Here is a 23,521-nt window from a genome sequence, read left to right on the forward strand (position 1 = left end):
GCTAGATCGAGAACTGCAGTCGCATCTGGTAGGCGACCGGCTTTTGTCCGTCGTAGCTGCCGCCGTCGACCTTGAGCACCTTGACGACGTTGGCACTGACACGCAGGTAGCGGTTCAGATACCACGACAGGCCGAACGTCAGATCGCGCTCGTTGCCGCCAGTCACGCTGCCGTCATCGAGGTCGAGCTGTGACATCCGCGCGGCGACTTCGAACGCGCCCCAGCCCTGGGCGCCGAATGGCGTGTTCGGCACGATGGCGCCGAAGCTGCCCTTGGATACGCTGTACGGGCGCGCTTCGCCGGTCAGCGTGTAGGCCAGCTGGGCGTACCAGCTGCTGAACGCCAGATCGTCCTGGCCATTGTCGCGCTGTACGTTGATCCACAGGTATTCGCTTTGCAGCGATGCGGCGCCGAGCGCGGCGGCGAACTCGGCGTTGCTCAGCCGATAGCTGCCGACGTCGAGCATGGCTTTGGTGCTGACGAAACTCGGCGCCTGCCCGGATTCGGGTTTGCCGCTGAAGGTGACGGCGCTGGTCGACGGTGTCGTGCCGCTGTTGTCCTGCGTCGGTTTGCGCCAATTGATGCCGGCGCCGAGGTGCACGACGCGATGATTCGCCACGTATGGCGCGAACGTCGCGCGTGCGGCGATGCCCCAGCCTTCGTCGCCGCTGCTGCTGTTGCCGAGCGGTTCGCCGGATACGCCACCGGCCAGCGACCAATGCCGGCCGGTACTGGACAGCTGCACGCCGGGCGCGCGCAGGATCGGCGAGATCACGTAGGCCGGCAGGCCGCGCTCCATGAAGGTGGTCGTCGACGCCGAGCTCAGCGATTCCATCGAGAACGGCAGCTTGGCCTGGCCGAGTTTCACCGTCAGCGGCTTGAAGCCTGCGTACGTGACGTAGGCGTCGGTGATCGACGCGCTGCCTTTGGCGAACTCGTACTGAAAGCGATACTGCCAGTCGCTGCCGAGCTTGCCGCCGAGCGCGATGCGCGAGCGGCGCAGCTGGCTGCCATCGGCGAGGTCGCTGCCATCCGCGTCGTATGCCGCGAAGTCGAGCTGCTGGAAGATGCCGAACTGCAGCGTGTACGCGCCATCGGCGGTGGCCAGCGTCAGGCCCTTGTCGGCGGAAAACGTCGCGCCAGGTGTCGTGGCCTGATCATGCTGTTGCTGGTCGCGCAGCTGACGATACTCATCGTCGCTGAGGATGCCTTTCTGCTTGAGCGTATCGAGCAGATCGGGGTTGGCGGCATGGGCTGGCGCCGCAACGGCCGCAACGCTGCACAGGGCCGCGCCAGCGGCCCACGAAATCTTCTTCATCTCGGTACGTCTCCCTGTCGTTGTCCGGCCTGACGCCGGCGCTTTTTCACTTGCGATATATAATTCGCTATATAGCGTTACTGATTGCCGCCATTCACGTCGACCGAAAGCGGATTTCCATGAAGCCCATCGCTTACACCCTGTCCGCCTGGCTGTGTCTGATGTTCGCGTTGCCGGCGGTTGCCGCGCCGGCGGTACGGATCTATGCCGCAGCGAGCCTAACGACCGCGCTGACGGCGATCAGTAGTCAGTGGCAGACGGCCGGTCACGCTCAGCCGACGACAGTGTTCGCGTCGTCGTCGACGCTGGCCAAGCAGATCGAGGCCGGCGCGCCGGCCGACATCTATGCGTCCGCCGACCTGGCGTGGATGGACGATGTCGAGAAGCACGGCGTGCTCAAGCCGGGCACGCGCGAAGACCTGCTTGGCAATGCGCTGGTGCTGATCGCGCCCAAGGGCCATGCGCCCGCCGGCATCGCGCTGAAGGCCGGCGGCAATTTGCCGCAGGCCTTCAGCGGCAAGCTCTGCACCGGCGAGCCGAGCCACGTGCCGGCCGGCATCTACGCCAAGCAGGCGCTGACCCATCTGGGTTGGTGGAACGTGCTGCAACCGCGCATTGTCGGTGCCGACGACGTGCGCGCGGCGCTGGCCTTCGTCGAGCGCGGCGAGTGTCCGTTGGGCATCGTTTACGCCACCGACGCGGCGATCAGCGACAAGGTCGAGGTCGTCGCCACCTTCCCCGAGTCGTCGCACCCGCCCATCGTCTATCCATTCGCGCTGCTCAAGGGCGCGTCGCCCGAAGCCGCCGCGTTTCTCGCCTATCTGAAGACGCCGGCGGCGGCGAAGATTTTCGAGCGCTACGGCTTCACACTGAAGACACGCTAAGCGCCGGCGGTTGCCGGGTGGGACGTGGACGCGGGACAATCCGCTGTCCGTCCCCGATTTTCCTTCCGGTCCATGCCCATGATCGCCCCGCAGGAGCGCCTTATCGCTGCGCTCGACGTGCCGACCGCCGCCGACGCGCGCCAGCTCGTCGCGACGCTCGGCGACGCCGTGCATTTCTACAAGATCGGCCTCGAGCTGCTGATGGCGCCGGGCTTCTTCGAGCTGCTGGCGGCCTTGAAGGCCGAGCAGAAGAAGGTCTTCGTCGACCTCAAGTTCTTCGACATTCCGGAAACGGTGGCGCGCGCGGTGCGCAACCTGTCCGAGCGCGGTGCGGACTTCTGCACCATCCACGGCAACCAGTCGATTATGGAAGCGGCGGCCAAGGCCAAGTCCGGCCACACCAAGGTGCTGGCGGTGACGGCGCTGACCAGTCTCGACCAGGGTGATCTCGACGACATGGGCTTTGCCTGCGACGTCGCCGAGCTGGTGCTGTCGCGTGCTCGCCGCGCGCTGGCCGCCGGCTGCGATGGTGTCGTCTCGTCGGGTCTGGAAGTCGAGAAGCTGCGCCTCGAAGCGCCGCGCGAACTGATCTGCGTGACGCCGGGGATCCGCCCGGTGGAAAACCGCGTCGAGGCCGACCAGAAGCGCATCATGACGCCGACCGCAGCGATCCGGGCCGGTGCCGATTATCTGGTCATCGGCCGGCCGATTCGCGACGCCGCCGATCCGCGGGCGATGGCGCTGAAGATTCAGGCCGAGATCGCCGACGCACTCGGAGCGCGTGCATGAGCGCCGGTCGCCAGCTGGACAATGATCGTTTCCTGCGCGCGCTGAAGCGCGAGCCGGTCGACCGTACGCCGGTGTGGATGATGCGCCAGGCCGGCCGCTATCTGCCGGAATACCGCGCCACACGCGCGCAGGCCGGCGACTTCATGTCGCTGTGCCGAAACCCTCAAGCGTGTTGCGAGGTGACGATGCAGCCGCTCGATCGCTACGGTCTCGACGCGGCGATCCTGTTCTCCGACATCCTGACGATTCCCGATGCGATGGGCCTGGGCCTGCGCTTCGTGCAAGGTGAGGGGCCGATCTTCGACCATCCGGTGCGCGACGAGCGCGCCATCGAGAAGTTGCCGATCCCCGATCCGGGCGCCGAGCTGCGCTACGTGATCGACGCGGTGACGACGATCCGCGCCGCGCTGGGCAGCCGCCTGCCGCTGATCGGTTTCGCCGGCAGCCCGTGGACGCTGGCCACCTACATGATCGAAGGCGCCGGCGGTTCCGACTACGCGCGCATCAAGCAGATGGCCTATGACGCGCCGGAAATGCTCGATGCGCTACTGGCCAAGCTGTCGGCGTCGGTCAGCCTCTACCTGGAGGCGCAGATCGCTGCGGGTGCCGATGCGGTCATGGTGTTCGACACCTGGGGCGGCGTGCTGGCGCCGGCCGACTACCTGCGTTTCTCGCTGGAGCCGATGGCCAAGATCGTGGCCCACCTCAAGCGTGTCGCGCCGACCGTGCCGGTGATCCTGTTCACCAAGAACGGCGGCCAGCACCTTGAAGCGATGGCGGAGACCGGCTGCGATGCGCTGGGCCTGGATTGGACCACCGATCTCGGCAAGGCGCGCACGCGCGTCGGCCATCGCGTGGCGCTGCAGGGCAACCTCGATCCGGCGTGGCTGTTCGCCAGTCCGGAGAAGATCGAAGCGGCGGTGCGCCGCGTGCTCGACAGCTACGGCCAAGGTTCCGGCCACGTCTTCAATCTCGGCCACGGCATCCTGCAGCAGACGCCACCCGAGCACGCCGGCGTGATGATCGAGGCGGTGCGCGCGTTCAGCCCGGCCTATCACCAGCTGGGCTGAGGTCGGGCCGCGGCGGCGAAGGCCGCTATGAGACAATGACGGCGACGCCCGCTGCTTGAGCGGGCGGGCGCGGTGACGAGCCGCCAGCGAGGTACAGCATGTTCTCGGTGATCTTTCCGCCCAGCGTCGTCGGTGCCCTCACGGTTGCGGCGTATCTTGCCGCGACCGTCGCCGCTTTCGTGCCGTTGGCGCCGGCACTCCTACTCAAGCTCATCCCCTATCGCCCGTTACAGCGGGCGTGCAGCCGCTGGTGCGTCGGCGTTGCCACGACCTGGGTCGCAGTCTGCAAGATGGTGTTCCGCCTGCTGCACGCCGAGCAATGGCAGCTCGATTTGCGCACGCCGCTGGAGCCGGGCCGCAACTATCTGCTGATCAGCAACCATCAGTCGTGGGCGGATATCCTCGTGCTGTTCGACCTGCTGCACGGCCGCGCGCCGTTCCCGCGCTTCTTCCTCAAGCACGCACTGCTCTATGTGCCGGTGATCGGCATGGCCTGCTGGGGCATGGATTTCCCGTTCATGCGCCGCTACAGCAAGGCGCAGCTGGCCGCACACCCTGAGCTGAAAGGCCAGGACGTCGAGGCCACGCGACGCGCCTGCGAGATCTATCGCAGCGAGCCGGTCACCGTCATCAATTTTCTGGAAGGCACGCGCTTCTCCGAAGCCAAGCGCGTCGCGCGGCAGTCGCCGTACCGACATCTGCTGCGACCCAAGGCCGGTGGCCTGTCGTTCACGCTCAATGCGATGGGCGAGCAGTTCGCCGGCATCATCGATGTGACCATCGCCTATCGGCCGAGCCGGCATTCGTTGCTGTGGAGCTGGGCCAGCGGCGAGCAGGATCAGCTGGCCGTCCACGTCGACGTGTTGCCGATTCCGGCGGAGCTGGCGCAGGGCGACTATGAGCATGACGCCGAGTTTCGTGCGCGCTTCCAGACTTGGGTCAACACGCTGTGGGCGCGCAAGGATGCCCGTCTCGGACGCATGCTCGACGCGCGTCCGACCATGCAGGAACAGCGCCCCGCCGCACTCTGAGCGCCGTCGCCCCTGCGCGCGACACCGTTCGTCGGCCGGCCCCGGGGTGCGCCAAACGCTGGCCGATAATTGACCAGACCTACAGTGGGGAGAATCCATGCGCGTCGGGATCGTGACCGATGCGAGCTGCGATCTGCCAGGCGAATTCCTGCGCGAACACAACATCGGCGTGATGCCGGTGCTGATTACGCACGGCGCCGGAATGTTCGAGGACGATCGCGACGCGACGCTCAGTGCGCGCTACCACGCCGGCGACTGGCTGACCGGCGTCGGTCGCGCGCGGACGCAGGCGCTGCCGCTGGCGGCGACGCGGGCGTATCTGGTCGAGCGCGTACTGCCGTTTGCCGACTACGCGTTCTGCATTACCGTTGGTTCGATCTTTGGCGACGTTCACGACAACACCGCGAAGGCGGCGACCGCGCTACTCGCCGATCAACAGTCCGGCCCGGACAGCGGCATGCCGCCGTTCGTGCTGCGCGTCGTCGATTCGCGCTCGATGCTCAGCGGTCCCGGCTTGCTGGTGGCCGAGGCCGCGCGTTGCATCGCCGATGGCTGGTCGGCGATCGAACTGCGCCAGCATCTCGAAACCCTGCGCGACCGCATCTGCGTCTACTGGGTGCCGGACGATCTCTACGAACTGCGCCGCCGCGCGCGGGCGCGCGGGCCGCGCCGTGTCGACTGGCTGCAGGCCGTCGTCGGTTCGGCCTTCGATCTGCGCTCGCTGGTCCTGGCGCATCGCGACCGCGTCGAACCGGTCGGTCCGATCGGCACACGGGCGCGGGTCTCGCAACGCCTGTTCGAGCGCGTCGCGCGGCGCATCGAGAACGGCATCGACGTGCCGGACATCTGCATCAGCTACGGCGGCACGCTCGATGCCTTGCACGCGCTGCCCGGCTATTCGCGCCTGGCATCGGCTGCGCAGGGGTGTGGCGTGCGCCTGCTGGAAAGCGTGATGTCGATCAGCGGCGCCGTGAACGTCGGCCGTGGCTGCCTGTCGGTCGCCTATCTGGGCGAGACCCTGAGCCTCGACGCCTGAGCGTGGCTCAGGCGCCGGCGTTGACCTGCGCCACCAGTGCCTGCAGGGCCGCGAGTCGCGTCTGCAGCGCGTCGTCGTCGGCTGCCGTCACCGTCGCGTGACCGACCTTGCGCAGTGGCTTCGGCGATTTGCCGTAATGGTGGATGTGCACGCCGGGAATGGCCGCGAGTTCGGCATTCGGCGGCACGTCGCCGATGAAATTGACCATCACCGACGGGCCGCGCAGTGCGGTGGAGCCCAGCGGCAGGCCGGCCACGGCGCGCAAATGGTTTTCGAACTGCGAGCACTCGGCACCTTCGATGGTCCAGTGCCCGGAGTTGTGCACGCGTGGCGCGATCTCGTTGGCCAGCAGTTGCCCGTCGGCGACGAAGAACTCGAACGCCAGCACGCCGACATAGCCGAGCTGCTCGCAGATGCGGCGCGCGTAGTCTTCGGCCTGCGCCTGCAGCGGATCGTCGAGCTTGGGCGTCGACGTGCGCAGGATGCCGTCGCGGTGCACGTTCTCGACCACCGGGTAGAAGCGCAGTTCGCCGTCCTTGCCACGCACCGCAAGGCACGACAGCTCGCGCTCGAACGGTACGAAGGCTTCGAGGATCAGCGGCTGGCCGCCGATCGCGGCCCAGGCGCGGTCCAGGTCTTCCGGCGTGCGCAGTACCGCCTGGCCCTTGCCGTCATAGCCCATGCGCCGCGTTTTCAGCACTGCCGGCAGGCCGACATTGCGCACGGCAATTTCCAGTGCCTCGCGTGTTGCCACCGGCATGAAGCGTGGGACCGGAATACCCAGGCGGTCGAACATCGTCTTTTCGGACAAGCGGTCCTGCGCCACGTCCAGCGCGTTCGGCGGCGGCAGCAGCGGAATGCGCGCGGCGACGAACTCGGCGGTCTTGGCCGGTACGTTCTCGAACTCGTAGGTGGCGATGTCGACGCTGACGCACAGCTCGGTCAGTGCGTGCTCGTCCACGTAGTCGGCGTGAATGTGCTCGCCGAGCGGCGCGGCGCAGGCGCCGGTCGCCGGATCGAGAAACACAAAATCGAGGTCGAGGGGATAACCTGCGAGGGCCAGCATACGACCGAGCTGGCCGGCGCCGAGAATACCGATCTTCATGAAAACCTCAGGCCGGCAGCTTCAGCGGCTCGTCGTTGAGAACCCGCTCGGTCTGTTCGCGGCGGAACTTGTCGAGCCGCGCGGCGAGGCGCTTGTCGGTGGTGGCCAGAATCGCGGTGGCCAACAGCGCCGCATTGGTGGCGCCGGCCTTGCCGATCGCCAGCGTGCCGACCGGGATGCCGGCCGGCATCTGTACGATCGACAGCAGCGAGTCGTGGCCGCTGAGCGCCTTGCTCTGGACCGGCACGCCGAGCACCGGCAGCGCGGTCTTGGCCGCGCACATGCCCGGCAGATGTGCGGCGCCGCCGGCGCCGGCAATGATCACGCGGATGCCGCGGCCGCGGGCCTTTTCGGCGTAGTCGAACAGCAGGTCCGGCGTGCGATGCGCGGAAACCACGCGCGCCTCATACGGCACGTTCAGGTCTTCGAGTGTCTGCGCGGCATGGGCCATCGTCTCCCAGTCGGAGCGCGAACCCATGATGATGCCGACCACGGGGGCGGCGGATGACGATGTCTTGCGGCTGGCCACTTTCGGCCCCTCGGGGTTCCGGGGAAAGAAAGCGCAGGATTATCGCATTGCCCGGTGTCAAACGCACAATGCAGGCACCTATTGGCTTTGCCGCGCATTGCGCGACAAAGCCATGTGTGATTTTGAATGAGATAAAACGATGAAAATCTATATTTATCTCACAGGCCGACCGTCTAGGGCAGCAGATCGAACTGTGCGCTGACGTTGGCGCTGTACTTGATCTCGCCGCTGGCGAAGCCCATCTCGCTGTTGCCGCTGTCGGCAGCCGGCGCGCGCGCCGCCTTGGCCATCATCATCATCGGCACCGGCGGCCGTGCCTCGCTGTCGTTGGCATTGAGGCTGCGCACCGCGCCGAGCTTCATGCCCAGCGTGTCGGCCAGCAGCCTGGCCTTGTCGCGTGCATCGGTGGCGGCCTGCGCCAGCGCCTCGCGACGCAGCGCGTCGGCGCGGCTCGATTCAAGCACCGGCGAGTTGACGTGATTGACGCCCGCCTCGGTGGCCTGCAGTACGAAGTCGCCAAGCCGGTCGAGCTGGGTCACCGTGATATTGATGTCGCGGCGTGCCCGGTAGCCGACCAGCTTCTGCTGCTTGGCGTCGTTGTCCCAGACATATTCGGGGCTGACGCTGATGCCGGCGGTGGAGATGTCCTTGTCGGCAGCGCCCAGCTTGCGCGCGTCGGCCAGATACGCGCGGACCACGGCGTTGACCTTGGTTTCCGCCTTCTTCAGGTCCGGATCGACGGCGTCGACCGCCAGACTCAGTTGCGCGCGGTCCGGTTGCACGCTGACCTCGCCCTGGCCGTCGACGGAGACCGTGCGCGGCGGCGTGTCGGCCGGATCGGCAGCGTGGGCGGCGCTGCACAGCAGCAGGGTGATAGGCATCAGCCAGGCGATTTTCTTCATGTCGGTCGCTCCGCGGCTCTTGTACGGTGGGATTTCGATCATAGAACGATGACTGAAGCGTCGCGACCCGACCCTGAACCGCCGCGCTGGTTTAAACTGATCGTTCCTGTTTCTCGCGCCCGCGGGCGCGGATCCCCCGGATTTCCATGAGTGCGTTCCACGAACCCGTCAGCCTGACGCGCGACGTCATCGGCATCCTGATCCCGCAAGGCACCAAAGTCGAGCTGCCCGAAGGCGCGCGCGCGCAAATCACGCAGGCGCTCGGCGGCAGCTTCACCGTGCAGGTCGAAGGCCATCTGTTCCGCATCGAAGGCAAGGATGCGGACGCCATCGGCCAGGAAGTCGCGCAGGGGCCGGACGTGCCGGCCGACGCCAGCGATGAAGACATCGAAAAAGCCGTCTGGGATCAGCTCAAGACCTGCTATGACCCGGAAATCCCGGTCGACATCGTCGAGCTGGGCCTGGTCTACGAGTGCAAGGTCGAAACGCTGGAGCCTGGCAAGCGTCGCGCCATCGTGCGCATGACGCTGACCGCGCCGGGCTGCGGTATGGGCGACATACTGGTCGCCGACGCACGCAGCAAGATCGAGCAGATTCCGACCATCACCGAAGTGGACATCGAACTCGTGTTCGACCCGCCGTGGAACCAGTCGATGATGTCGGAAGCCGCCAAACTCGCCACCGGCATGTACTGATACGGAGCATCACGACGATGTCGGACACCGTGACCCGAGGCATCCGCATCATCGTCGAGCCGCGCTTCATTGCCGAGCAGTCCAACCCCGACGCCGGCCACTGGCTGTTCGCCTACCACGTGACCATCCGCAACGAAGGCAGCGAGACCGTGCAACTGATCAGCCGCCACTGGGTGATCACCGACGGCGAAGGTCACGTCGAGGAAGTGCGCGGCCCCGGCGTCGTCGGCTACCAGCCGGTGCTCGCCGCAGGCGAAGAATTCCAGTACACCAGCGGCTGTCCGCTCGGCACGCCGGTCGGCACCATGCACGGCGAATTCAACATGGTGCTCAGCGACAGCCAACAGCGCTTCGACGCGCACATCAAACCGTTCCGCCTCGCGGTCCCGACCGTGCTGAACTGAGCGGCCGCGCCGCGCCGTTTCGTAGGGCGGGATTCATCCCGCCGTAGCGGCGGCGGCTTTGCTCTGGAGCTCGTGGAACGCGACCGGCGGAATGAATTCCGCCCTACGCTAGCTGCCGGCGGCAGTCGGGACATCACGGCCTGCGTCAAGCTCCGTTTCAGGGCTGTCGTCAGACGGCTCGAGCTTGATCAAGGCGATGCGAAATCCCGAAAACGTCGATGTCAGCGTGAGCCACATGATCCAGATCCCGAATAGCACCGCGAGCACCCAGAAAGTGGCGCGGAAGGCCCACAAAATGGCGCGCGAGTTCATCCAGCCGTGGGGAAGCGCCACCGAGATCGCCAGACCCGCGAGGAAAGCGCTCAGCCCGCCGTACAGCATCATGCGCCAGGTGAACGCCCACCAGATCTGTGTGCTGCGTCGCAAGGTAATCGGAAGCTCGTCCATCTTCTATTCTCCGTGCCGGAGCCGTCGACTGACGACGCATCGCAAGCTCGCGAATCCTTCAAGCAAAGAATGGACCGTCTCGGTTGGCACGGTTTCGCCGCCGTCTGGGCTCCCCACAAACGGCGGTCAAAGCACGCGCCACGATCCTGTCAGTTCTCACGGATTGGCAAAAAGAACCCACTGATTCTGACGGTTCGAGCTAGGCCGGCTCGTAGCGCACCAGCGAGTGGTCTTCTCCGCTTAGCTCGCTTTCGATGATGTCGGCAATGGTGCTCCAATCGCCGCCAGCGAGGCCGGCACCGATCTGCGGGTAGCCGATGCGCTGGCCAGAAAATTCGGTGCGTACGTGCCGCATGACGCTGCGCACCGCGTCATAGTCGACCTTGACGCCGCGCCCGCGCCAGGCGAACTGGGTGTAGCCGTTCACGATCGCGAATGACGTCGCCCCACGCGTGATCGTGGCGAAGCTGATGGTGCCCAGCTTCTCGCGCGCGCCCTTCACCGTTCGCAGATCGGCCTCATAGGCCTCCGGAAACAACGCCTTGATCTGCTTGGCGATCCCGGCGCCCATCGTGCATTGGCAATTGCAGCCGTGAACGATGACGTCGAATCGACCGTCCAGCGCAAAGTTCAACAAGTCGCCGCGAATTGTGATCATTTCAGCTAGTCTTCTTCGTGCTCAGCCGGCGTTAGAAACGGAACCGAGGGGTGAAGCCTTGCCCGCATGCACTCACCATGCGCAAACATTGATTGATACCCATCCTGCGGAAGCGAAAGGTGTATTTTCAACGGAGTTTCCGCTTTTATTGCTTCTCCGCAGAAACAGCACTTCATCTGCGGCGAGAACGCTTGCCTTAGAGACTTGAGCATGGGGTACTGGTTTTCCTCTCGATGCCAGCGGTTATTGCAGCTGGTCGGCTATGAAAGGATTCTTCGTCTAGAAGCGCGCGCGGCCGAAAGGTCATCGTGTGCCGACAAAGGTGGCGGGAAAAGTAAATGCCACTCTAAAATCGCTATTTTGCCCACGCTTTCCGATTTGCCACTAAGGTAATGATGGCGAAGACGACGAAGCCGCAGCCCATGGCGATGCTAAAGGGTGACGCCTTTGTTTTCGTGATGATGCCGGAAAGCAGGAATGCCGCGCCCAAGAATGCGTAGAAGCCAGGCACGACGAAGGAGCCGTGCTTGTTAATGGAGCTGATTCGAATGCTTCTTGAGAGGAGCGCATTCGTGGCTTCTACGAATTGCTCGTGCTCGCCCTTGCACGCCAACCCTAGCCCAAGATCACTCGCGCACTGAGTACATAGGCCTTTGTAACAGGCCTTGCATACGCCGACGGCTTCGACATCCTGATGGGTGAAGCAATGCATGTCGGCTCCTGTGTGTCCAATTTCACTGAGATGAAATTGGATTGTCCGATAACCACCAGCGAATGTCTGATAACTCCGTCACGGTTTTCTGCAGGTGACTTATTACAGGGCAAGGTGGGCGTATGAAGCCGAAACGCTTCCAGCACTCGCTGCTCTTGAAGGAATTACGACCCTTTCGTCCTTCGCCGTGCCCCGTGCATCCGCCACGCCGTTCGGTACTCGTCGAGCAGGTAGCGCCAGAACGCGCCGAAGACGCCGAGTTTGAGATTCGGGCGCAGGCCGTCGGCGAGGCGGTAGAGCTGCAGGTAGTACCAGCCTTGCTGGCCGAGCACGTTGATGATGCGAAACAGGAAGACGGTCGTGGTCGGGCCGAGGATGCCGGGGCCGAGTTGCATGCGCTTTTCGTAGCGCGGCATCTCGTCGGTCTGGCGGGCGAGGATGCGCTTCGGCAGGTCCGGTTCACCGCATAGTGGGCGGCCGAGTCCGACGACGTCGACGGCGCCGCTGTTCAGCGCTTCTTCCATGCCGGCGCGGGTGCGAAAACCGCCGGTGACCATCAGCGGCATGGTCGCGATCTTGCGGACGTCGGCGGCGTAGTCGAGGAAATAGGCTTCGCGTTGTTGGGTGCTTTGCCGCTGTTCGCCGACGGCTTCCGATGCCTTGCCGATGTACCCGAGCAGGCGCGGCTGTTCGTAGGTGCCGCCGGACAGTTCGAGCAGGTCGAGCTTCTCGTCGTTGAGCCAACGCACCAGTTGCAGGCATTCGTCGTGGGTGAAGCCGCCCTTGCGGAAATCGTCGGAGTTCAGCTTCAGCGCGACCGGAAAGTCGTTGCCGACGGCCTTGCGCGTTGCGCGTATCGTTTCGATCAGCATGCGCGCGCGGTTTTCGAGCGAGCCGCCCCAAGCATCGCGGCGCTGGTTGGTGATTGGCGACAGGAACGAGCTGAGCAGGTAGCCGTGCGCCGAATGAATCTGCACGCCGGTGAAGCCGGCGTCGCGTGCGGTCTGCGCGACGCGCGCGTAACGGCCGATGAAGTCGACGATTTCGTCCTCACGCAGCGCGCGCGGCTTGGCGTAGTTGGCGAGCAGCTTGAGCTGCACCGCCGACGGCGCCAGCGGCTGGCGCGTGACGTACCACGGCGATTGGCGGCCGGCGTGCGAGATCTGCATCCACAGGTGATTGCCGGCGACGGTGCCGGCGCGGGCCCAGTCGCGCAGGCGGCGTAGGGTCTCGGCGTTCGCCGGTGCCGGGTCGATGGCGACGTTGCCAGGACGTTCGAGGACGCGGCGGTCGATCTGCACGTTGCCGGTCAGCAGCAGGCCGGCGCCGCCCTCGGCCCAACGCCGATACAACTCGCCGAGGCGTGGTGTCGGGCGCAGCTGGGCATCGGCCAGGCCTTCGGTCATCGCCGCCTTGCAGATGCGGTTGGTCAGCCGCGCGCCGCAGGGCAGGTTGAGCGGCTGGGCGAGCGGGTCGACAACGGCGTTCATGTTGAGTCCCGGGCGTTGGCCAGATGCGGGCGCAGGATCAGCAGCAGCGTGAGCAGAACGCCGCCAACCAGCAGGTCGACGGCGATGCCGAGGCGAAAGCCCAGCGCGTAGCACAGGCCCGCGTCGAGCGGCAGCCAGGTCAGCGTTGCGGCGAGCAGCGCGTCGCAGGCCCAGCGGTGCTGACGGCGGATGCCGTGGCGGATCAGGAACCAGGCCAGCAGCCCCCAACTCGCCAGCGTCGGTCCGATCAGCGCATAGGCATAGCGGGCGGCGGCGACGCCGGGCAGCCAGCGGTCGAGCAGCGAACTGCCGATCAGCAGCAGCGGCCAGATCAAGCCGCCTGCGACCAGCAGCAGGGCCAGGACGGCGAGCGCGTCGCAGAGTCGCTGTTCCTGCGGGGCGAGTGCGCCGAGTCGTGGCGGCGGCGGCCAGGGGCGTGGCGTACTCATGCCGGTCGTCCGCTGGTGGCCAGCCGCAGGCCGAACAGGACGAAGACGGCGCCGGTGCCGCGGTCGAGGGCGCGGACCAGCATCGGCCGGCGCAGCCAACGCGACAGCGGCCGTGTCGCCAGCGTCAGCGCCGCAAACCACAGCACGCCGAGCAGTGCGTGGATGGCCGCCAGCAGCGACCCGAACGCGACGAGGTTGACGCCGGCCGGTATGAACTGCGGCAGAAAGCTCACATAGAACACGCCGACCTTGGGGTTCAGCAGATTCGTCAGCAGGCCGCGACGGAACGATTGCGCATCGCTGGGCACGGCCGGGCTCGGCGCTGCCGCGACGCTGTCGCGCGGTTTCAGCAGGAGCTGCGCGCCCAGCCACAGCAGATAGACCGCGCCGGCGATGCGCAAGACGTCATAGGCGATCGCCGATACCGAGAAGACGGCGCCGAGCCCGGCCGAAACCAGCAGGCCCCAGACCAGGCAACCGCTGCAAATGCCGGCGCCGGCCAGCAATGCGGCGCGGCTGTTGCCGGCAATGGCGGTGCGTAGCACCAGCATGGTGTCGAGGCCCGGCGTGATCGTCAGCAGCCCGGCCGCGGCAGTAAACAGCAGCAATGCTTGCCATGTGGTCATTGCGCGATCCCGTGAAATCCCTGTTCGTTTTACATCCCCGAGCAACGGGGCCGATTGTGCCACTGCGCCCGCAAACGCGGAGCTGACGTCGATCTGACATCGAGGACGGGCAATGCGGTGATGCAGGGAAATCCCGGATGCGGCGTCGGCATTCGCATCGGACACTCGGGGCGGGGGTTGTTCGTTTGTCGGCCGCAGGGCCGGGGTTCAGGGGGAAACATCATGCGGTTTTGTTCATCGGTCCGGGGCGCTGCCCTGGCCCTCTCAGTCTTGTGTCTGCCGGCCTGGGCGACCGGTTCGCCGTATGTCGATGCGGCCTGGGTGGCCAAGGTCGACACCGAGCTGTTGTCGAAGGCGCAGGCCGACGGCGTCGCCGAGTTCGCGATCCGCCTGAGTGATCGCGCCGATCTGTCGGCTGCGCGTGCGGCCCGTACCAAGGCCGAGAAAGGCCGGCTGACGGTTGCCGCGCTGCAGGCGGCGGCGAACCGCTCGCAGGCGCCGGTCGTGGCGCTGCTGAAGGCGCGCGGTCTGTCGTACCAGGCCTTCTGGGCCGCCAATGTCATCACGGCGCGTGGCAGCTCGGCGGACATTCAGGCGCTCGCCGCGCTGTCGGCGGTCGACGCGGTCGACTACATCACCGCCGAGCCGGTGGTGCCGGCCGGCCGCCATCTCGAAACGCCGGCGCCGGCGGCGAAGAACGCCAGTGCCAAGCTCGCCGCAAAGGCCGCCGGCATCGAGCCGAGCATCGCGCTGGTGCACGCGCCGGAGGTCTGGGCGCTCGGCTACAAGGGCCAGGGTGTGGTGGTCGGTGATCACGACATCGGCGTGCAGTGGGACCACCCGGCACTGCAGGCCCAATACCGTGGCTGGGATGCGACGACGCAGACCGCCGACCACGACTACAACTGGCACAACGCGTTCAGCCTGATCGATCCGTTCTGCCCGGATACGTCGGTGCCCTGCGATTCCAACGGCCACGGTACGCACACGACCGGCACCATGGTCGGCGACGATGGCGCCGGCATGCAGATCGGCATGGCGCCGTCGGCACAGTGGATCGCCTGCCGCTCGCTGCTCGATCCGGTGGTCGGCGTCGGTACGGTGCCGACCTATCTCGACTGCATGCAGTGGATGCTGGCGCCGTATCCGACCGGCGACAGCGCGGCCGCCGATGCGGCGATGGCGCCGGACGTCGTCAACAATTCTTGGGGCTGCGCCGAAGGCTGCGCGCCACCGATCCTGCAAGACGTCAACGAAGCGACCGAGGCGGCCGGCATCGTGCAGGTGGTGTCGGCCGGCAACGACGGCGATCTGTGCAACACCATCCTCTATCCGCTCGCGGTCTACGATTCGTCGTTTACCGTCGGCGCCACCGACAACAGCGACGCGATGGCCAGCTTCTCCAGCCGCGGCGCGGTGTTGTCGGACCTGTCGCTGCGCATCAAGCCGAACGTGGTCGCGCCTGGCGTCGACACCCTGTCGTCGTGGAACGACGGTGACTACAACACCATCAGCGGCACCAGCATGGCGGGCCCGCATGTCGCCGGTCTGGTCGCGCTGATCCTGTCTGCGGAGCCGAAGCTGATCGGCCGCGTGCGTGACGTGCGCAGCCTGATCGAAAACACCGCGGTGCCGATCGTCAGCGGCGAAACCTGCAGCGGCACCACGGATGCGGACATTCCGAACAACACCTGGGGTTACGGCCGCATCGACGCGCTGGCGGCGATCCAGGGGCTGCCGAAGCTGAGCTTGAGCAGCACCGTGGCGACCAGCGCTGAGCCGGGCGTCGAGTACGCGTATGCACTGACCGCGAGCCTGCCGACCAGCGCCAAGATCGACGCCACCGGGGTCGCGATCGCGGTCACGCTGCCGGCCGGGACGACGCTGGTGTCGAGCAGCGAAACGGCGGCGGCCGATGCGATCGAGGGCGCTGCGCTTGTATTCGCGCACGACGCGCTGGCGCCGGGCGAAAGCTGGACGGTGAGTTTGACGCTACGCTCGGACAACGCCGGTACGCAGATGCTCGCGGCCAAGGCCGTGTCCGATCAGCAGACCGAGATGCCGGCGACCAGTGACAGCGTGGCGGTTGGCGACGCCGGCTCGGGCGGCTCGTCCGGTGGCGGCGGCGGCGCGCTCGACGGCTGGGTGCTCGGCGTGTTGCTGGCCGCCTGGGCGTCGCGCCGTGGTCTGCGTCGTCGCCGAGCGTGATGGCGTGAGGGACGGCCCGCGGGGCGCCGTCCCTCACTTCAACGTTGGCAGCCCGGGCAGTAGCAGGACGCGCGGCCGCCGAGCACCAGGCCCTTGATCGGCACACCGCAGGTGCGGCAGGGCTGGCCGTCGCGGCCGTAGACGAACAGCTCCTGCTGGAAGTAGCCGGACGCGCCGTCGGCGCCGAAGAAATCGCGCAGCGTGGTGCCGCCGCGCTCGACGGCCTCGGCCAGCACTTCGCGGATTTTCTCGGCGAGCCGCGTGCAGTCGGCACGGGTCAGCTTGCCGGTGCGCCGTGTCGGGCGGATGCCGGCGCGGAACAGGCTCTCCGCCGCGTAGATGTTGCCGGCGCCGACCACGATGTGGCCGTCCATGATGAAGTTCTTCACCGCGATTTCGCGGCCGCGCGATTTGCGGAACAGATAGTCGCCGTTGAACGCATCTTCGAAGGGCTCGGGTCCCATGGTCGCCAGCAGCGGATGCGCGTTCTCGACAGCCGGCCACCACAGCACGGCGCCGAAGCGGCGTGGATCGTGAAAGCGGATCAGGCGCTGATCGTCGAGCAGGAAGTCGACATGGTCGTGCTTGACGACCGGGTGCGTGGCATCGAGGACGAACATGCGGCCGCTCATGCCCAGGTGCCAGATCATGCGGTCGCCGCTGTCGAGCGTGACGATCATGTACTTGCCGCGACGGGCGATGGACTCGATGCGCCGCCCTTCGGCATCGCGCGCCAGTGTCGCGGGCACCGGCCAGCGCAGACGCGGATCACGCACCGTGACGCGCGCAATGCGCCGACCGCGCAGATGCGGTTCGAGGCCGCGGCGGACGGTTTCGACTTCGGGAAGTTCAGGCATGCGCGGATTATCGCCGATCGGCCGCGGGCGGCCGATCACGGCGTAGCACCTGCGTGCCAACAAAAAGGCCCGCACGGAGCGGGCCTCTTGCTGTCGCAGTGTCGCTTATAGTTTTGTCGGCGCTTCAGCCGGCTTGGCCAGTGTCGGCGGCGGCGCGGTCGGGGCCTTGGCATCCGGCTTCTTCGGTGCCGGCGGAATCGTCAGCAAGGACTGGTCGTCGGCCTTCGACAGCGAGTAACGGACTTTCAGGTCCGGGCGGTCGATCGTCAGCTGCGGCTTTTCGTTGACGAGCACCAGTTGCACGGTCTTGCCGTCCTTGGTTGTCAGCGTGATCGGCTGGCCCTTGCTGTCCGCATCGGCGCCGTCCGGCATCGCTGCGTTCCACATCGAGCGCGCGCCTTCCCAGCTGCTGACGAAGTGCGAAATCTCGTCCGTCGTCACCCCGTCGGTGGCCGGTGTCTGCGTCCAGGTCTTGCCGTCGGCGCCGAGGCTGACCGTGAAGCCCGGCACCTCGATCTTGGTCAGCTGGGTGCCGGTCGGCAGCAGCTCCTTGGACACGAGGTTCGAGTAGTCGGCGTCGACCGCCGTTTCCGGCGGATCGTCGATCAACGAAACCGTCTTGCCGTTCTTCACGTAACGACGGTGGTCGATCGGATCGGTGTCACCGAATTCGAGCTTCTGGTCGTTGAGCGTGATCGTGTACTGCGGCGGATCGAGCTTGAGCTCGGACAGCTTGACGTCGCTGTCCTTGAGCGTGCGCTGGGTCTGTTGCGTCGCGAGATTGACGACCGAAGCGACCTCGAACGGATCAGCCGGGCTCTGGACCGGCGCGGTCAGCGTCCAGTCCTTGCCCTGCTTGACCAGTTCGATGGTCGGCTTGCCCGGATGCGCGATGCTGACATGCGTCACCGCGTCGGCCTTCAGCGCCGTCAGCGGCGGGCCCTTGTGATCCTTCTTCTGCGTGAAGAAGATCGCCGCGCCGAGGCCGACGACGATGATCAGCAGGACAACGTTCAGGTAGGCACGTTTCATCGTGAACCCCCCGATCAGCGGCGGCGGCGCATGGCCCAACGCACGACACCGAAGCCGAGCAGGCCGAGCGGCAGCAGCGCGATGAAGAAGCCGGCGATGAACATCGTCGCCCAGCCCGGCAGATACAGCGCCGTGTCCTGCGCCTTCGGCACATTGATGTTGAGCTGCGCGTCGCGGCTGGCCAGCCACTGCATCAGGTTCAGGCCCAGCTGCTCGTTGCCGAGCTGTTCGAGATAGCCGTCGGACAGGAAGTCGGCGTCGCCGATCAAGCCGATGCGCTGCGGGTGCGGCTTGTCGGTCTTGTCGTCCGGCCCCGGCTTGAAGTCGCGCGTCAGCGTCGCGCCGATCATCAGCGGACCCTTGATGTCGTTGCCGTCGAACTTCACCGCACCGGCATTGATGTCACCGGTTTCGAGCCAGGCCGATTCCTCGGACTTGAGCAGCGGCTTGGTGTACCAGTCGTTGACCGCCGTCATGGTCAGCGAGCGCACCAGCGGGAACAGCGTCACCATATCCAGGCCTTCGGTCACCGGATTCGGCGGATAGCTGATCGCGGCGAAGAAGCCTGGGTGGCCGGTGCCGAGAATCTGGTAGTCCGGGAAGATCGCGTAACCGTTCTGCCAGGTCACGCCCAGGTCCTTGGCCAGCGGTTCGATGCCTGGCGGATTGTCCGGATCGGCCAGCCACAGCAGGTTGCCGCCGTGGTTGACGTAGTCGGTGATGATCTTCTCTTCGCCCGGCAACAATGGCTTGGTCGGCGAGGCGATCACCAGCACGCTGGTGTTATCCGGGATCTGCGGGTTCTGGATCAGGTTCAGGCCGCGAACCTTGAGGCCCTTGTCCTTCAGCGCCGCGGCGAAGTGCGAGAACGAGGCCTGCGTGCCTTCGGTCAGCGTGCGCTCGCCGTGGCCTTCGAGGAACACGATCCATTTGTCGCCGGCATAGCTGAGGCGCTGCAGTGCCGAGGTGATCGCCGGCTCGGTGGTCGCGTTCAGCGTTTCGCGACGGCCCTGATATTCGACCACCACCTGGCCGATGTACTGAACATTAAAGTCGCGGACCTTCTGCGGGTCGGCGCCCGGATCGACGAACTTGATCTCGATGTTCTTCTTGTCACGCTTGTAGCGCTCGAGATCCTCGCTGATCGTCTGCCGCGACGCCGCGCCGCTCGGCGCGAACACGTAGAACGTGATCGGGTCCTTCATCTGATCGAGCTGCTTGACGCTCGCTTCGGTCAGCGTGTTGCGATGGCCGGCGGTCCAGTCGAGCTCGGTCTTGAAGCGCACGGACAAAAACCCGAGCAGACCGATGACGGCGATGATCAGCAGACCGTTGATGGCCTGCTGCGCAAAGACTTGCTTCTTATCTTTCATGGTGCGTTCGTTCTCGTGTTCTTAGTTGCGCTCGACATCCAGGCGCAGCACGGTCAGCCACAGGAACAGCGCCGAGAACAGCAGGTAGTAAACGACGTCCGCGGTCGCGAACACGCCGCGGCGCAGGCTTTCGAAATGATCGATCAGCGACAGGTACTGGAACGCGTCATGAAACGGAATGCTGTCGTTGTAGGCGACGACATTGATCAGCCAGATCACCAGCAGCAGACCGAAGCTGCCGACCGCGGCGATGGTCGGCTCGCGCGTCAGCGACGAGACGAAGATGCCGGCCGAGGCGAAGGCCATCATCAGCAGGAACAGGCCAAGCAGACCGGCGGCGATGCGGCCCCAGTCCATGTTCGTCGACCAGGCCAGCGCCAGCGGCATCAAGCCCATCAGTACGATCACGGCGAATATGAAGCCGAGCGCACCGACGAACTTGCCGAGCACGATTTCGATCAGCGACACCGGTGCCGAGAACAACAGCGTGATGCTGCCGGTCTTCCGCTCTTCGGAGAACAGACGCATCGTCATCAGCGGCATGATCAACAGCAACAGCACCGTCGAGAAGCCGTACAGCGAACCGGCGACGACGTCGGACACGCCGATGTCCGGGCTCTGCGACGCCGCGTTGGCGTACTGCAGCAGCAGGGTGATGAACACATAGCCGACGATGAACTGCACGACCGCGAGCACCGCCCAGGCCAGCGGCGACAGGAAGATGCGGCGCCATTCGACGCGCGCGATATTGAGGATATTGCTCATGCCGCGGCCCTCACGTCGGTGGAGGTCAGTTCAACGAAGATCTCTTCCAGCGTGCGCTGCTGCGCGTGAAGCTCGATCAGGCCCCAGTCGTTGGTCGCGGCAGCGGCGACGATGGCGTCGCGCGGATCGGCATTCTTCAGGGCGCTGACGATGAAGCGGCCGTCGCCGAGCGGGCTGGCGCCGTCGACGCCTTCGAGGTCGGCCAGATGCACGGCCTGCGGCGGGCGGCGGAAGCCACAGACCACCGACGACTGATTGTTGGTCGCCGAGATCGGCTCGTTGTAGACGACCGTGCCCCGCGCAATGATCATCACGCGGTCACAGACGGCCTGAATCTCCGGCAGGATGTGGCTCGACAGGATGACCGTGTGCGCCTTGCCGAGCTCGGCGATCAGCGTGCGGATTTCACGAATCTGGATCGGGTCGAGGCCGACCGTCGGCTCGTCGAGAATGACCACCGACGGGCGATGAATGATCGCCTGCGCGATGCCGACGCGCTGCTGGTAGCCCTTCGACAGATTGCCGACCAGGCGGCTGCCGACATCGGCCAGACCGCAATCACGCTTGGCCGAGGTCAGCGCATCACCGAGCTGCTTGCCCGGCACGCCATGCAAGTTGGCGCAGAAGCGCAGGTACTCGTCGACGGTCAGTTCGGGATAGACGGGCGGCTGTTCAGGTAGGTAACCGATGTGGCTCTTCGCCGCCTTCGGTTCCGCGCGCAGCGAGATGCCCTTGATCGTCACCTCGCCGGCGCTCGGTGCGAGGTTGCCGGTGAGCATCTTCATCGTCGTCGACTTGCCGGCGCCGTTGGGGCCGAGTAGACCGACGATTTCTCCCTTGCGCAGCGTCAGGTCAAGTTCCTTGACCGCTACCGTGGGGCCGTAACGGCGCGTCAGTCCGCGCGCTTCGATCAACACCTCGGCGGTGCGGATCCCCATGTCTTCTTGTCCCATGCTCTTCTCTTGCGTCCTTCCACTTTGACGTTCTGGTGAGCGTTCAGCGAAAAGCCCGGCATGCGGCCGCCGCGCGTACGGTGGTCGATCGGGACTTTTCCACTGTCGTTACAGCAAAACCGTGCAACTGACCGCAGCGAATTGCGATCAGTTCCGTGATGATTTTTTCAATTTGTACGGATTCGGCCGCCCGTCCGGCTGACGGCGGTAGCGCTCGTACGCCCACCAGTACTGCTCCGGCCAGCGCCTGGCGATCGCCTCGACGCCCTCATTGAGCGCGGTGACGCCGCGCTCCGGATCGGCGATATCGGCCGGCGCCGGCAGGATGTGGAAGCGGAATCCTCGCCCGAAACGCAGTCGTTCGGCGATGAAGAAGTGGACAGGTGCGCCGCTGCGCGCGGCGAGCTTGCTGACCAGCTCGGTGGTATGCGCCGGCATGCCGAACAGCGGCGCGAACCGACCGGAGCCCGGCGGCGGATCGTGATCGGGCAGGATGCCGACCATCTCGCCGCGCTTCAGCGCGCCGAGCAAGGCTTTCACGCCGGCGCCGGTGGTCGGCACCAGCGTCGCGCCGAGCCGGGTCCGGCCCTCGTGCATCAGCGCGTCCATTTCGCCCTTCTGCGGCTTGTACAGCGATGTCAGCGTGCCTTGCACAGACGAGAACAAACCGCTCAGTTCCCAGGCGCCCCAGTGCGGGCAGAGCCAGATCGCGCCACGGCCGGTCGAGCTGATGTCGCGAAAGCGCTGCGCCGTTTGCGGGTCGCTGTCGATCCAGCGGCGCAGCCGCTGCTCAGGGCCGAACCACAGCGCCGGTGCTTCGATCGCGGCCTTCATCATGTGGCCCAGGCTTTGCCGCTCGATGCGCCGCTGAGTGGCGGCGTCGAGTTCCGGCAGACAATGCTGCAGATGCCAGCGCGTCAGCCGGCGCGGCTTGTTCGGCAGCAGCCACAGCAGCCAGCCGGCCAGCGCGCCTAACGCGTGCAGCAGCGGCAGCGGCAGGTAGCCGAGCAGTTTCAGCCCGAGGCGGAGCGGTGATGTCATGGCGCGCGATTGTAAAGTCGTGGGCTGGCGGCCGTCGCCGCATCTCTATCGTCGGAAATCGAGGTTGTCATGATCGGTCTGTTGCAGCGGGTCAGCGAAGCGTCGGTCAGTGTCGACGGCGAAATCGTCGGTGCCATCGGCGCCGGATTGCTGGTGCTGGTGGGCGTGCAGCCGCGCGACGACGAGGCCAGCGCCGTGCGTCTGCTCGACCGCTTGCTCGGTTATCGCGTGTTTGCCGACGAGGCGGGCCGCATGAATCGCGCGCTACGCGATACCGGCGGCGGCCTGCTGCTGGTGCCGCAGTTCACATTGGCTGCCGACACACGCAGCGGTACGCGGGCGGGGTTTTCGACGGCGGCGCCGCCGGGTCAGGCGCGCACCTTGTTCGCGGTGCTGGTCGAGCAGGCACGGGCGCGCCATTCGCAGGTCGGCTGCGGCCGCTTCGGCGCCGACATGAAAGTCGCCCTGATCAACGACGGGCCGGTGACGTTCTGGCTCGAAAGCTGAGTGGCTGCCGGTGACCGGCGTATGAAATTTCTGTCAGACGCGATGCGCAGGCGTGTCTGGCGCAAGACATTGACACGATCCGGCCGTTAAGCTCGGGTTTCCGCCAGATTCCTTTGCGAACCGCCCCAAGGAGCATCCAGCATGAAACCCCGTCACCTGATCGTCCCCTTCGCCGTGGCCAGCGTGTTTGCCATCGCCGCTTGCCACCAGAAGCCGCAGGTCGATCCGGCGATCGAAGCCGCCATCAAGACGCGCCACGACGGGTTCAAACAGATCGGCGGCGCGATGAAGAAGATCGGCGACACGCTCAAGAGCGGCGGCAGCCTCAACCCGGAGCTGACCGAAGCGGCGCACACCATGAATCAGGAAGCGGTCAAGATCAAAGACTGGTTCCCGGCCGGCTCCGGCCCGGAAAGCGGTCTGAAGACCGGCGCCAAGCCGGAGATCTGGGAGAAGCCCGATGAATTCGCGCAGAAGCGCGATGCGCTGGTGACGGAAGTCGGCAAGCTGACGGCCGCCGCCGATGCCGGCGACGCGGCTGGCTTCGCCGAGCAGGTGCCGGCGGTCGGCCAGGCCTGCAAGAGCTGCCACGAAGAGTTCCGCAACAAGGACGAGCACTAAAAGCGCGACATCGGCGCCC

At 66.0% G+C, this 23,521-nt stretch carries 27 protein-coding genes; 11 read left to right on the forward strand and 16 right to left on the reverse strand.

Annotation, left to right across the window (positions count from 1 at the left end):
• Position 1 precedes the first annotated feature (1 nt).
• Entirely contained in the window at positions 2–1,318 is a 1,317-nt protein-coding gene (locus G7Y82_RS02615; RefSeq protein ID WP_168146430.1) for an OprO/OprP family phosphate-selective porin, read from the reverse strand.
• 119 nt (positions 1,319–1,437) lie between these two features.
• Here G7Y82_RS02615 and modA point away from each other — a divergent pair, with 119 nt between their 5' ends.
• The 5 genes from modA to G7Y82_RS02640 all read left to right on the forward strand — a co-directional run bounded on the left by modA (position 1,438) and on the right by G7Y82_RS02640 (position 6,128).
• On the forward strand, positions 1,438–2,202 hold the full coding sequence (gene modA / locus G7Y82_RS02620) for a molybdate ABC transporter substrate-binding protein (RefSeq protein WP_168146431.1): 765 nt from the start codon (positions 1,438–1,440) through the stop codon (positions 2,200–2,202).
• Between the two features lie 78 nt (positions 2,203–2,280).
• Positions 2,281–2,991 carry an orotidine-5'-phosphate decarboxylase gene (gene pyrF / locus G7Y82_RS02625; RefSeq protein WP_168146574.1) on the forward strand — a complete coding sequence of 237 codons (711 nt, stop codon included), beginning with the start codon at positions 2,281–2,283 and terminating at the stop codon, positions 2,989–2,991.
• Positions 2,988–4,061, forward strand: a complete 1,074-nt coding sequence (gene hemE / locus G7Y82_RS02630) for a uroporphyrinogen decarboxylase (RefSeq protein ID WP_168146432.1) — start codon at positions 2,988–2,990, stop codon at positions 4,059–4,061. Before pyrF ends, hemE begins: the two co-directional genes overlap by 4 nt.
• A 98-nt stretch (positions 4,062–4,159) precedes the next feature.
• Positions 4,160–5,092, forward strand: a complete 933-nt coding sequence (gene yihG, locus G7Y82_RS02635) for a 1-acylglycerol-3-phosphate O-acyltransferase, YihG family (RefSeq protein WP_168146433.1) — start codon at positions 4,160–4,162, stop codon at positions 5,090–5,092.
• A 97-nt stretch (positions 5,093–5,189) separates the two neighbouring features.
• A complete protein-coding gene (locus G7Y82_RS02640) occupies positions 5,190–6,128 on the forward strand; it encodes a DegV family protein (RefSeq protein WP_168146434.1) in 939 nt (312 codons plus the stop codon).
• Positions 6,129–6,135: 7 nt separating this feature from the next.
• Here the strand turns inward: G7Y82_RS02640 and G7Y82_RS02645 are convergent, their stop codons facing one another.
• Both G7Y82_RS02645 and purE read right to left on the reverse strand, forming a co-directional pair.
• On the reverse strand, positions 6,136–7,233 hold the full coding sequence (locus G7Y82_RS02645) for a 5-(carboxyamino)imidazole ribonucleotide synthase (RefSeq protein WP_168146435.1): 1,098 nt from the start codon (positions 7,231–7,233) through the stop codon (positions 6,136–6,138).
• Between the two features lie 7 nt (positions 7,234–7,240).
• Positions 7,241–7,711, reverse strand: coding sequence for a 5-(carboxyamino)imidazole ribonucleotide mutase (purE, locus tag G7Y82_RS02650; RefSeq protein ID WP_168146436.1), 471 nt, complete (start codon positions 7,709–7,711; stop codon positions 7,241–7,243).
• Between purE and G7Y82_RS02655 the strand changes: the two genes are divergently transcribed.
• Positions 7,710–7,892: a hypothetical protein gene (locus tag G7Y82_RS02655; RefSeq protein ID WP_168146437.1), complete on the forward strand. Its 183-nt coding sequence runs from the start codon at positions 7,710–7,712 to the stop codon at positions 7,890–7,892. The genes purE and G7Y82_RS02655 overlap by 2 nt on opposite strands.
• Positions 7,893–7,935: 43 nt before the next feature.
• On the opposite strand, the gene G7Y82_RS02660 is transcribed toward G7Y82_RS02655, so the two are convergent.
• Positions 7,936–8,664 (reverse strand): SIMPL domain-containing protein, encoded by a 729-nt coding sequence (locus tag G7Y82_RS02660; protein WP_168146438.1) that lies wholly within the window; start codon positions 8,662–8,664, stop codon positions 7,936–7,938.
• 146 nt (positions 8,665–8,810) lie between these two features.
• Between G7Y82_RS02660 and sufT the strand changes: the two genes are divergently transcribed.
• Both sufT and apaG read left to right on the forward strand, forming a co-directional pair.
• Positions 8,811–9,359 (forward strand): putative Fe-S cluster assembly protein SufT, encoded by a 549-nt coding sequence (gene sufT, locus G7Y82_RS02665; RefSeq protein ID WP_168146439.1) that lies wholly within the window; start codon positions 8,811–8,813, stop codon positions 9,357–9,359.
• A 17-nt stretch (positions 9,360–9,376) separates the two neighbouring features.
• The gene (gene apaG / locus G7Y82_RS02670; protein WP_168146440.1) at positions 9,377–9,763 is read left to right on the forward strand and encodes a Co2+/Mg2+ efflux facilitator ApaG/CorD; all 387 of its coding nucleotides are present in this window, start codon (positions 9,377–9,379) and stop codon (positions 9,761–9,763) included.
• A 108-nt stretch (positions 9,764–9,871) separates the two neighbouring features.
• Here apaG and G7Y82_RS02675 read toward each other — a convergent pair whose 3' ends face one another.
• The 6 genes from G7Y82_RS02675 to G7Y82_RS02700 form a co-directional block, all read right to left on the reverse strand.
• Positions 9,872–10,210: a hypothetical protein gene (locus G7Y82_RS02675; RefSeq protein WP_168146441.1), complete on the reverse strand. Its 339-nt coding sequence runs from the start codon at positions 10,208–10,210 to the stop codon at positions 9,872–9,874.
• Positions 10,211–10,409: 199 nt separating this feature from the next.
• The gene (locus G7Y82_RS02680) at positions 10,410–10,868 is read right to left on the reverse strand and encodes a macro domain-containing protein (protein ID WP_168146442.1); all 459 of its coding nucleotides are present in this window, start codon (positions 10,866–10,868) and stop codon (positions 10,410–10,412) included.
• A gap of 355 nt (positions 10,869–11,223) precedes the next feature.
• Positions 11,224–11,580: a hypothetical protein gene (locus G7Y82_RS02685; protein WP_168146443.1), complete on the reverse strand. Its 357-nt coding sequence runs from the start codon at positions 11,578–11,580 to the stop codon at positions 11,224–11,226.
• Between the two features lie 164 nt (positions 11,581–11,744).
• On the reverse strand, positions 11,745–13,070 hold the full coding sequence (locus G7Y82_RS02690) for an NADH:flavin oxidoreductase/NADH oxidase family protein (protein WP_168146444.1): 1,326 nt from the start codon (positions 13,068–13,070) through the stop codon (positions 11,745–11,747).
• Positions 13,067–13,519, reverse strand: coding sequence for a hypothetical protein (locus G7Y82_RS02695; protein WP_168146445.1), 453 nt, complete (start codon positions 13,517–13,519; stop codon positions 13,067–13,069). The genes G7Y82_RS02690 and G7Y82_RS02695 overlap by 4 nt, the downstream gene beginning before the upstream one ends.
• Positions 13,516–14,145 carry a LysE family translocator gene (locus tag G7Y82_RS02700; RefSeq protein ID WP_168146446.1) on the reverse strand — a complete coding sequence of 210 codons (630 nt, stop codon included), beginning with the start codon at positions 14,143–14,145 and terminating at the stop codon, positions 13,516–13,518. The genes G7Y82_RS02695 and G7Y82_RS02700 overlap by 4 nt, the downstream gene beginning before the upstream one ends.
• A 270-nt stretch (positions 14,146–14,415) precedes the next feature.
• Here G7Y82_RS02700 and G7Y82_RS02705 point away from each other — a divergent pair, with 270 nt between their 5' ends.
• A complete protein-coding gene (locus tag G7Y82_RS02705; protein WP_168146447.1) occupies positions 14,416–16,353 on the forward strand; it encodes a S8 family serine peptidase in 1,938 nt (645 codons plus the stop codon).
• Between the two features lie 38 nt (positions 16,354–16,391).
• Here the strand turns inward: G7Y82_RS02705 and mutM are convergent, their stop codons facing one another.
• The 6 genes from mutM to G7Y82_RS02735 form a co-directional block, all read right to left on the reverse strand.
• Positions 16,392–17,210 (reverse strand): bifunctional DNA-formamidopyrimidine glycosylase/DNA-(apurinic or apyrimidinic site) lyase, encoded by an 819-nt coding sequence (gene mutM / locus G7Y82_RS02710; protein WP_168146448.1) that lies wholly within the window; start codon positions 17,208–17,210, stop codon positions 16,392–16,394.
• Between the two features lie 105 nt (positions 17,211–17,315).
• Positions 17,316–18,242, reverse strand: coding sequence for a DUF4340 domain-containing protein (locus tag G7Y82_RS02715; RefSeq protein ID WP_168146449.1), 927 nt, complete (start codon positions 18,240–18,242; stop codon positions 17,316–17,318).
• Between the two features lie 14 nt (positions 18,243–18,256).
• Positions 18,257–19,615: a GldG family protein gene (locus tag G7Y82_RS02720; protein ID WP_168146450.1), complete on the reverse strand. Its 1,359-nt coding sequence runs from the start codon at positions 19,613–19,615 to the stop codon at positions 18,257–18,259.
• A gap of 21 nt (positions 19,616–19,636) precedes the next feature.
• Positions 19,637–20,380, reverse strand: coding sequence for an ABC transporter permease (locus G7Y82_RS02725; RefSeq protein WP_168146451.1), 744 nt, complete (start codon positions 20,378–20,380; stop codon positions 19,637–19,639).
• Positions 20,377–21,333, reverse strand: a complete 957-nt coding sequence (locus tag G7Y82_RS02730; RefSeq protein ID WP_240954011.1) for an ABC transporter ATP-binding protein — start codon at positions 21,331–21,333, stop codon at positions 20,377–20,379. Before G7Y82_RS02730 ends, G7Y82_RS02725 begins: the two co-directional genes overlap by 4 nt.
• A gap of 147 nt (positions 21,334–21,480) precedes the next feature.
• Positions 21,481–22,374: a lysophospholipid acyltransferase family protein gene (locus tag G7Y82_RS02735; protein ID WP_168146452.1), complete on the reverse strand. Its 894-nt coding sequence runs from the start codon at positions 22,372–22,374 to the stop codon at positions 21,481–21,483.
• 69 nt (positions 22,375–22,443) lie between these two features.
• Between G7Y82_RS02735 and dtd the strand changes: the two genes are divergently transcribed.
• Together dtd and G7Y82_RS02745 are read left to right on the forward strand one after the other, a co-directional pair.
• Positions 22,444–22,881 carry a D-aminoacyl-tRNA deacylase gene (gene dtd, locus G7Y82_RS02740; RefSeq protein ID WP_168146453.1) on the forward strand — a complete coding sequence of 146 codons (438 nt, stop codon included), beginning with the start codon at positions 22,444–22,446 and terminating at the stop codon, positions 22,879–22,881.
• 141 nt (positions 22,882–23,022) lie between these two features.
• Positions 23,023–23,502 carry a c-type cytochrome gene (locus tag G7Y82_RS02745; RefSeq protein ID WP_168146454.1) on the forward strand — a complete coding sequence of 160 codons (480 nt, stop codon included), beginning with the start codon at positions 23,023–23,025 and terminating at the stop codon, positions 23,500–23,502.
• The last annotated feature ends 19 nt before the right edge of the window (positions 23,503–23,521 follow it).

The sequence above is a fragment of the Solimonas marina genome, from assembly GCF_012241385.1.
GTDB lineage: Bacteria > Pseudomonadota > Gammaproteobacteria > Nevskiales > Nevskiaceae > Solimonas > Solimonas marina.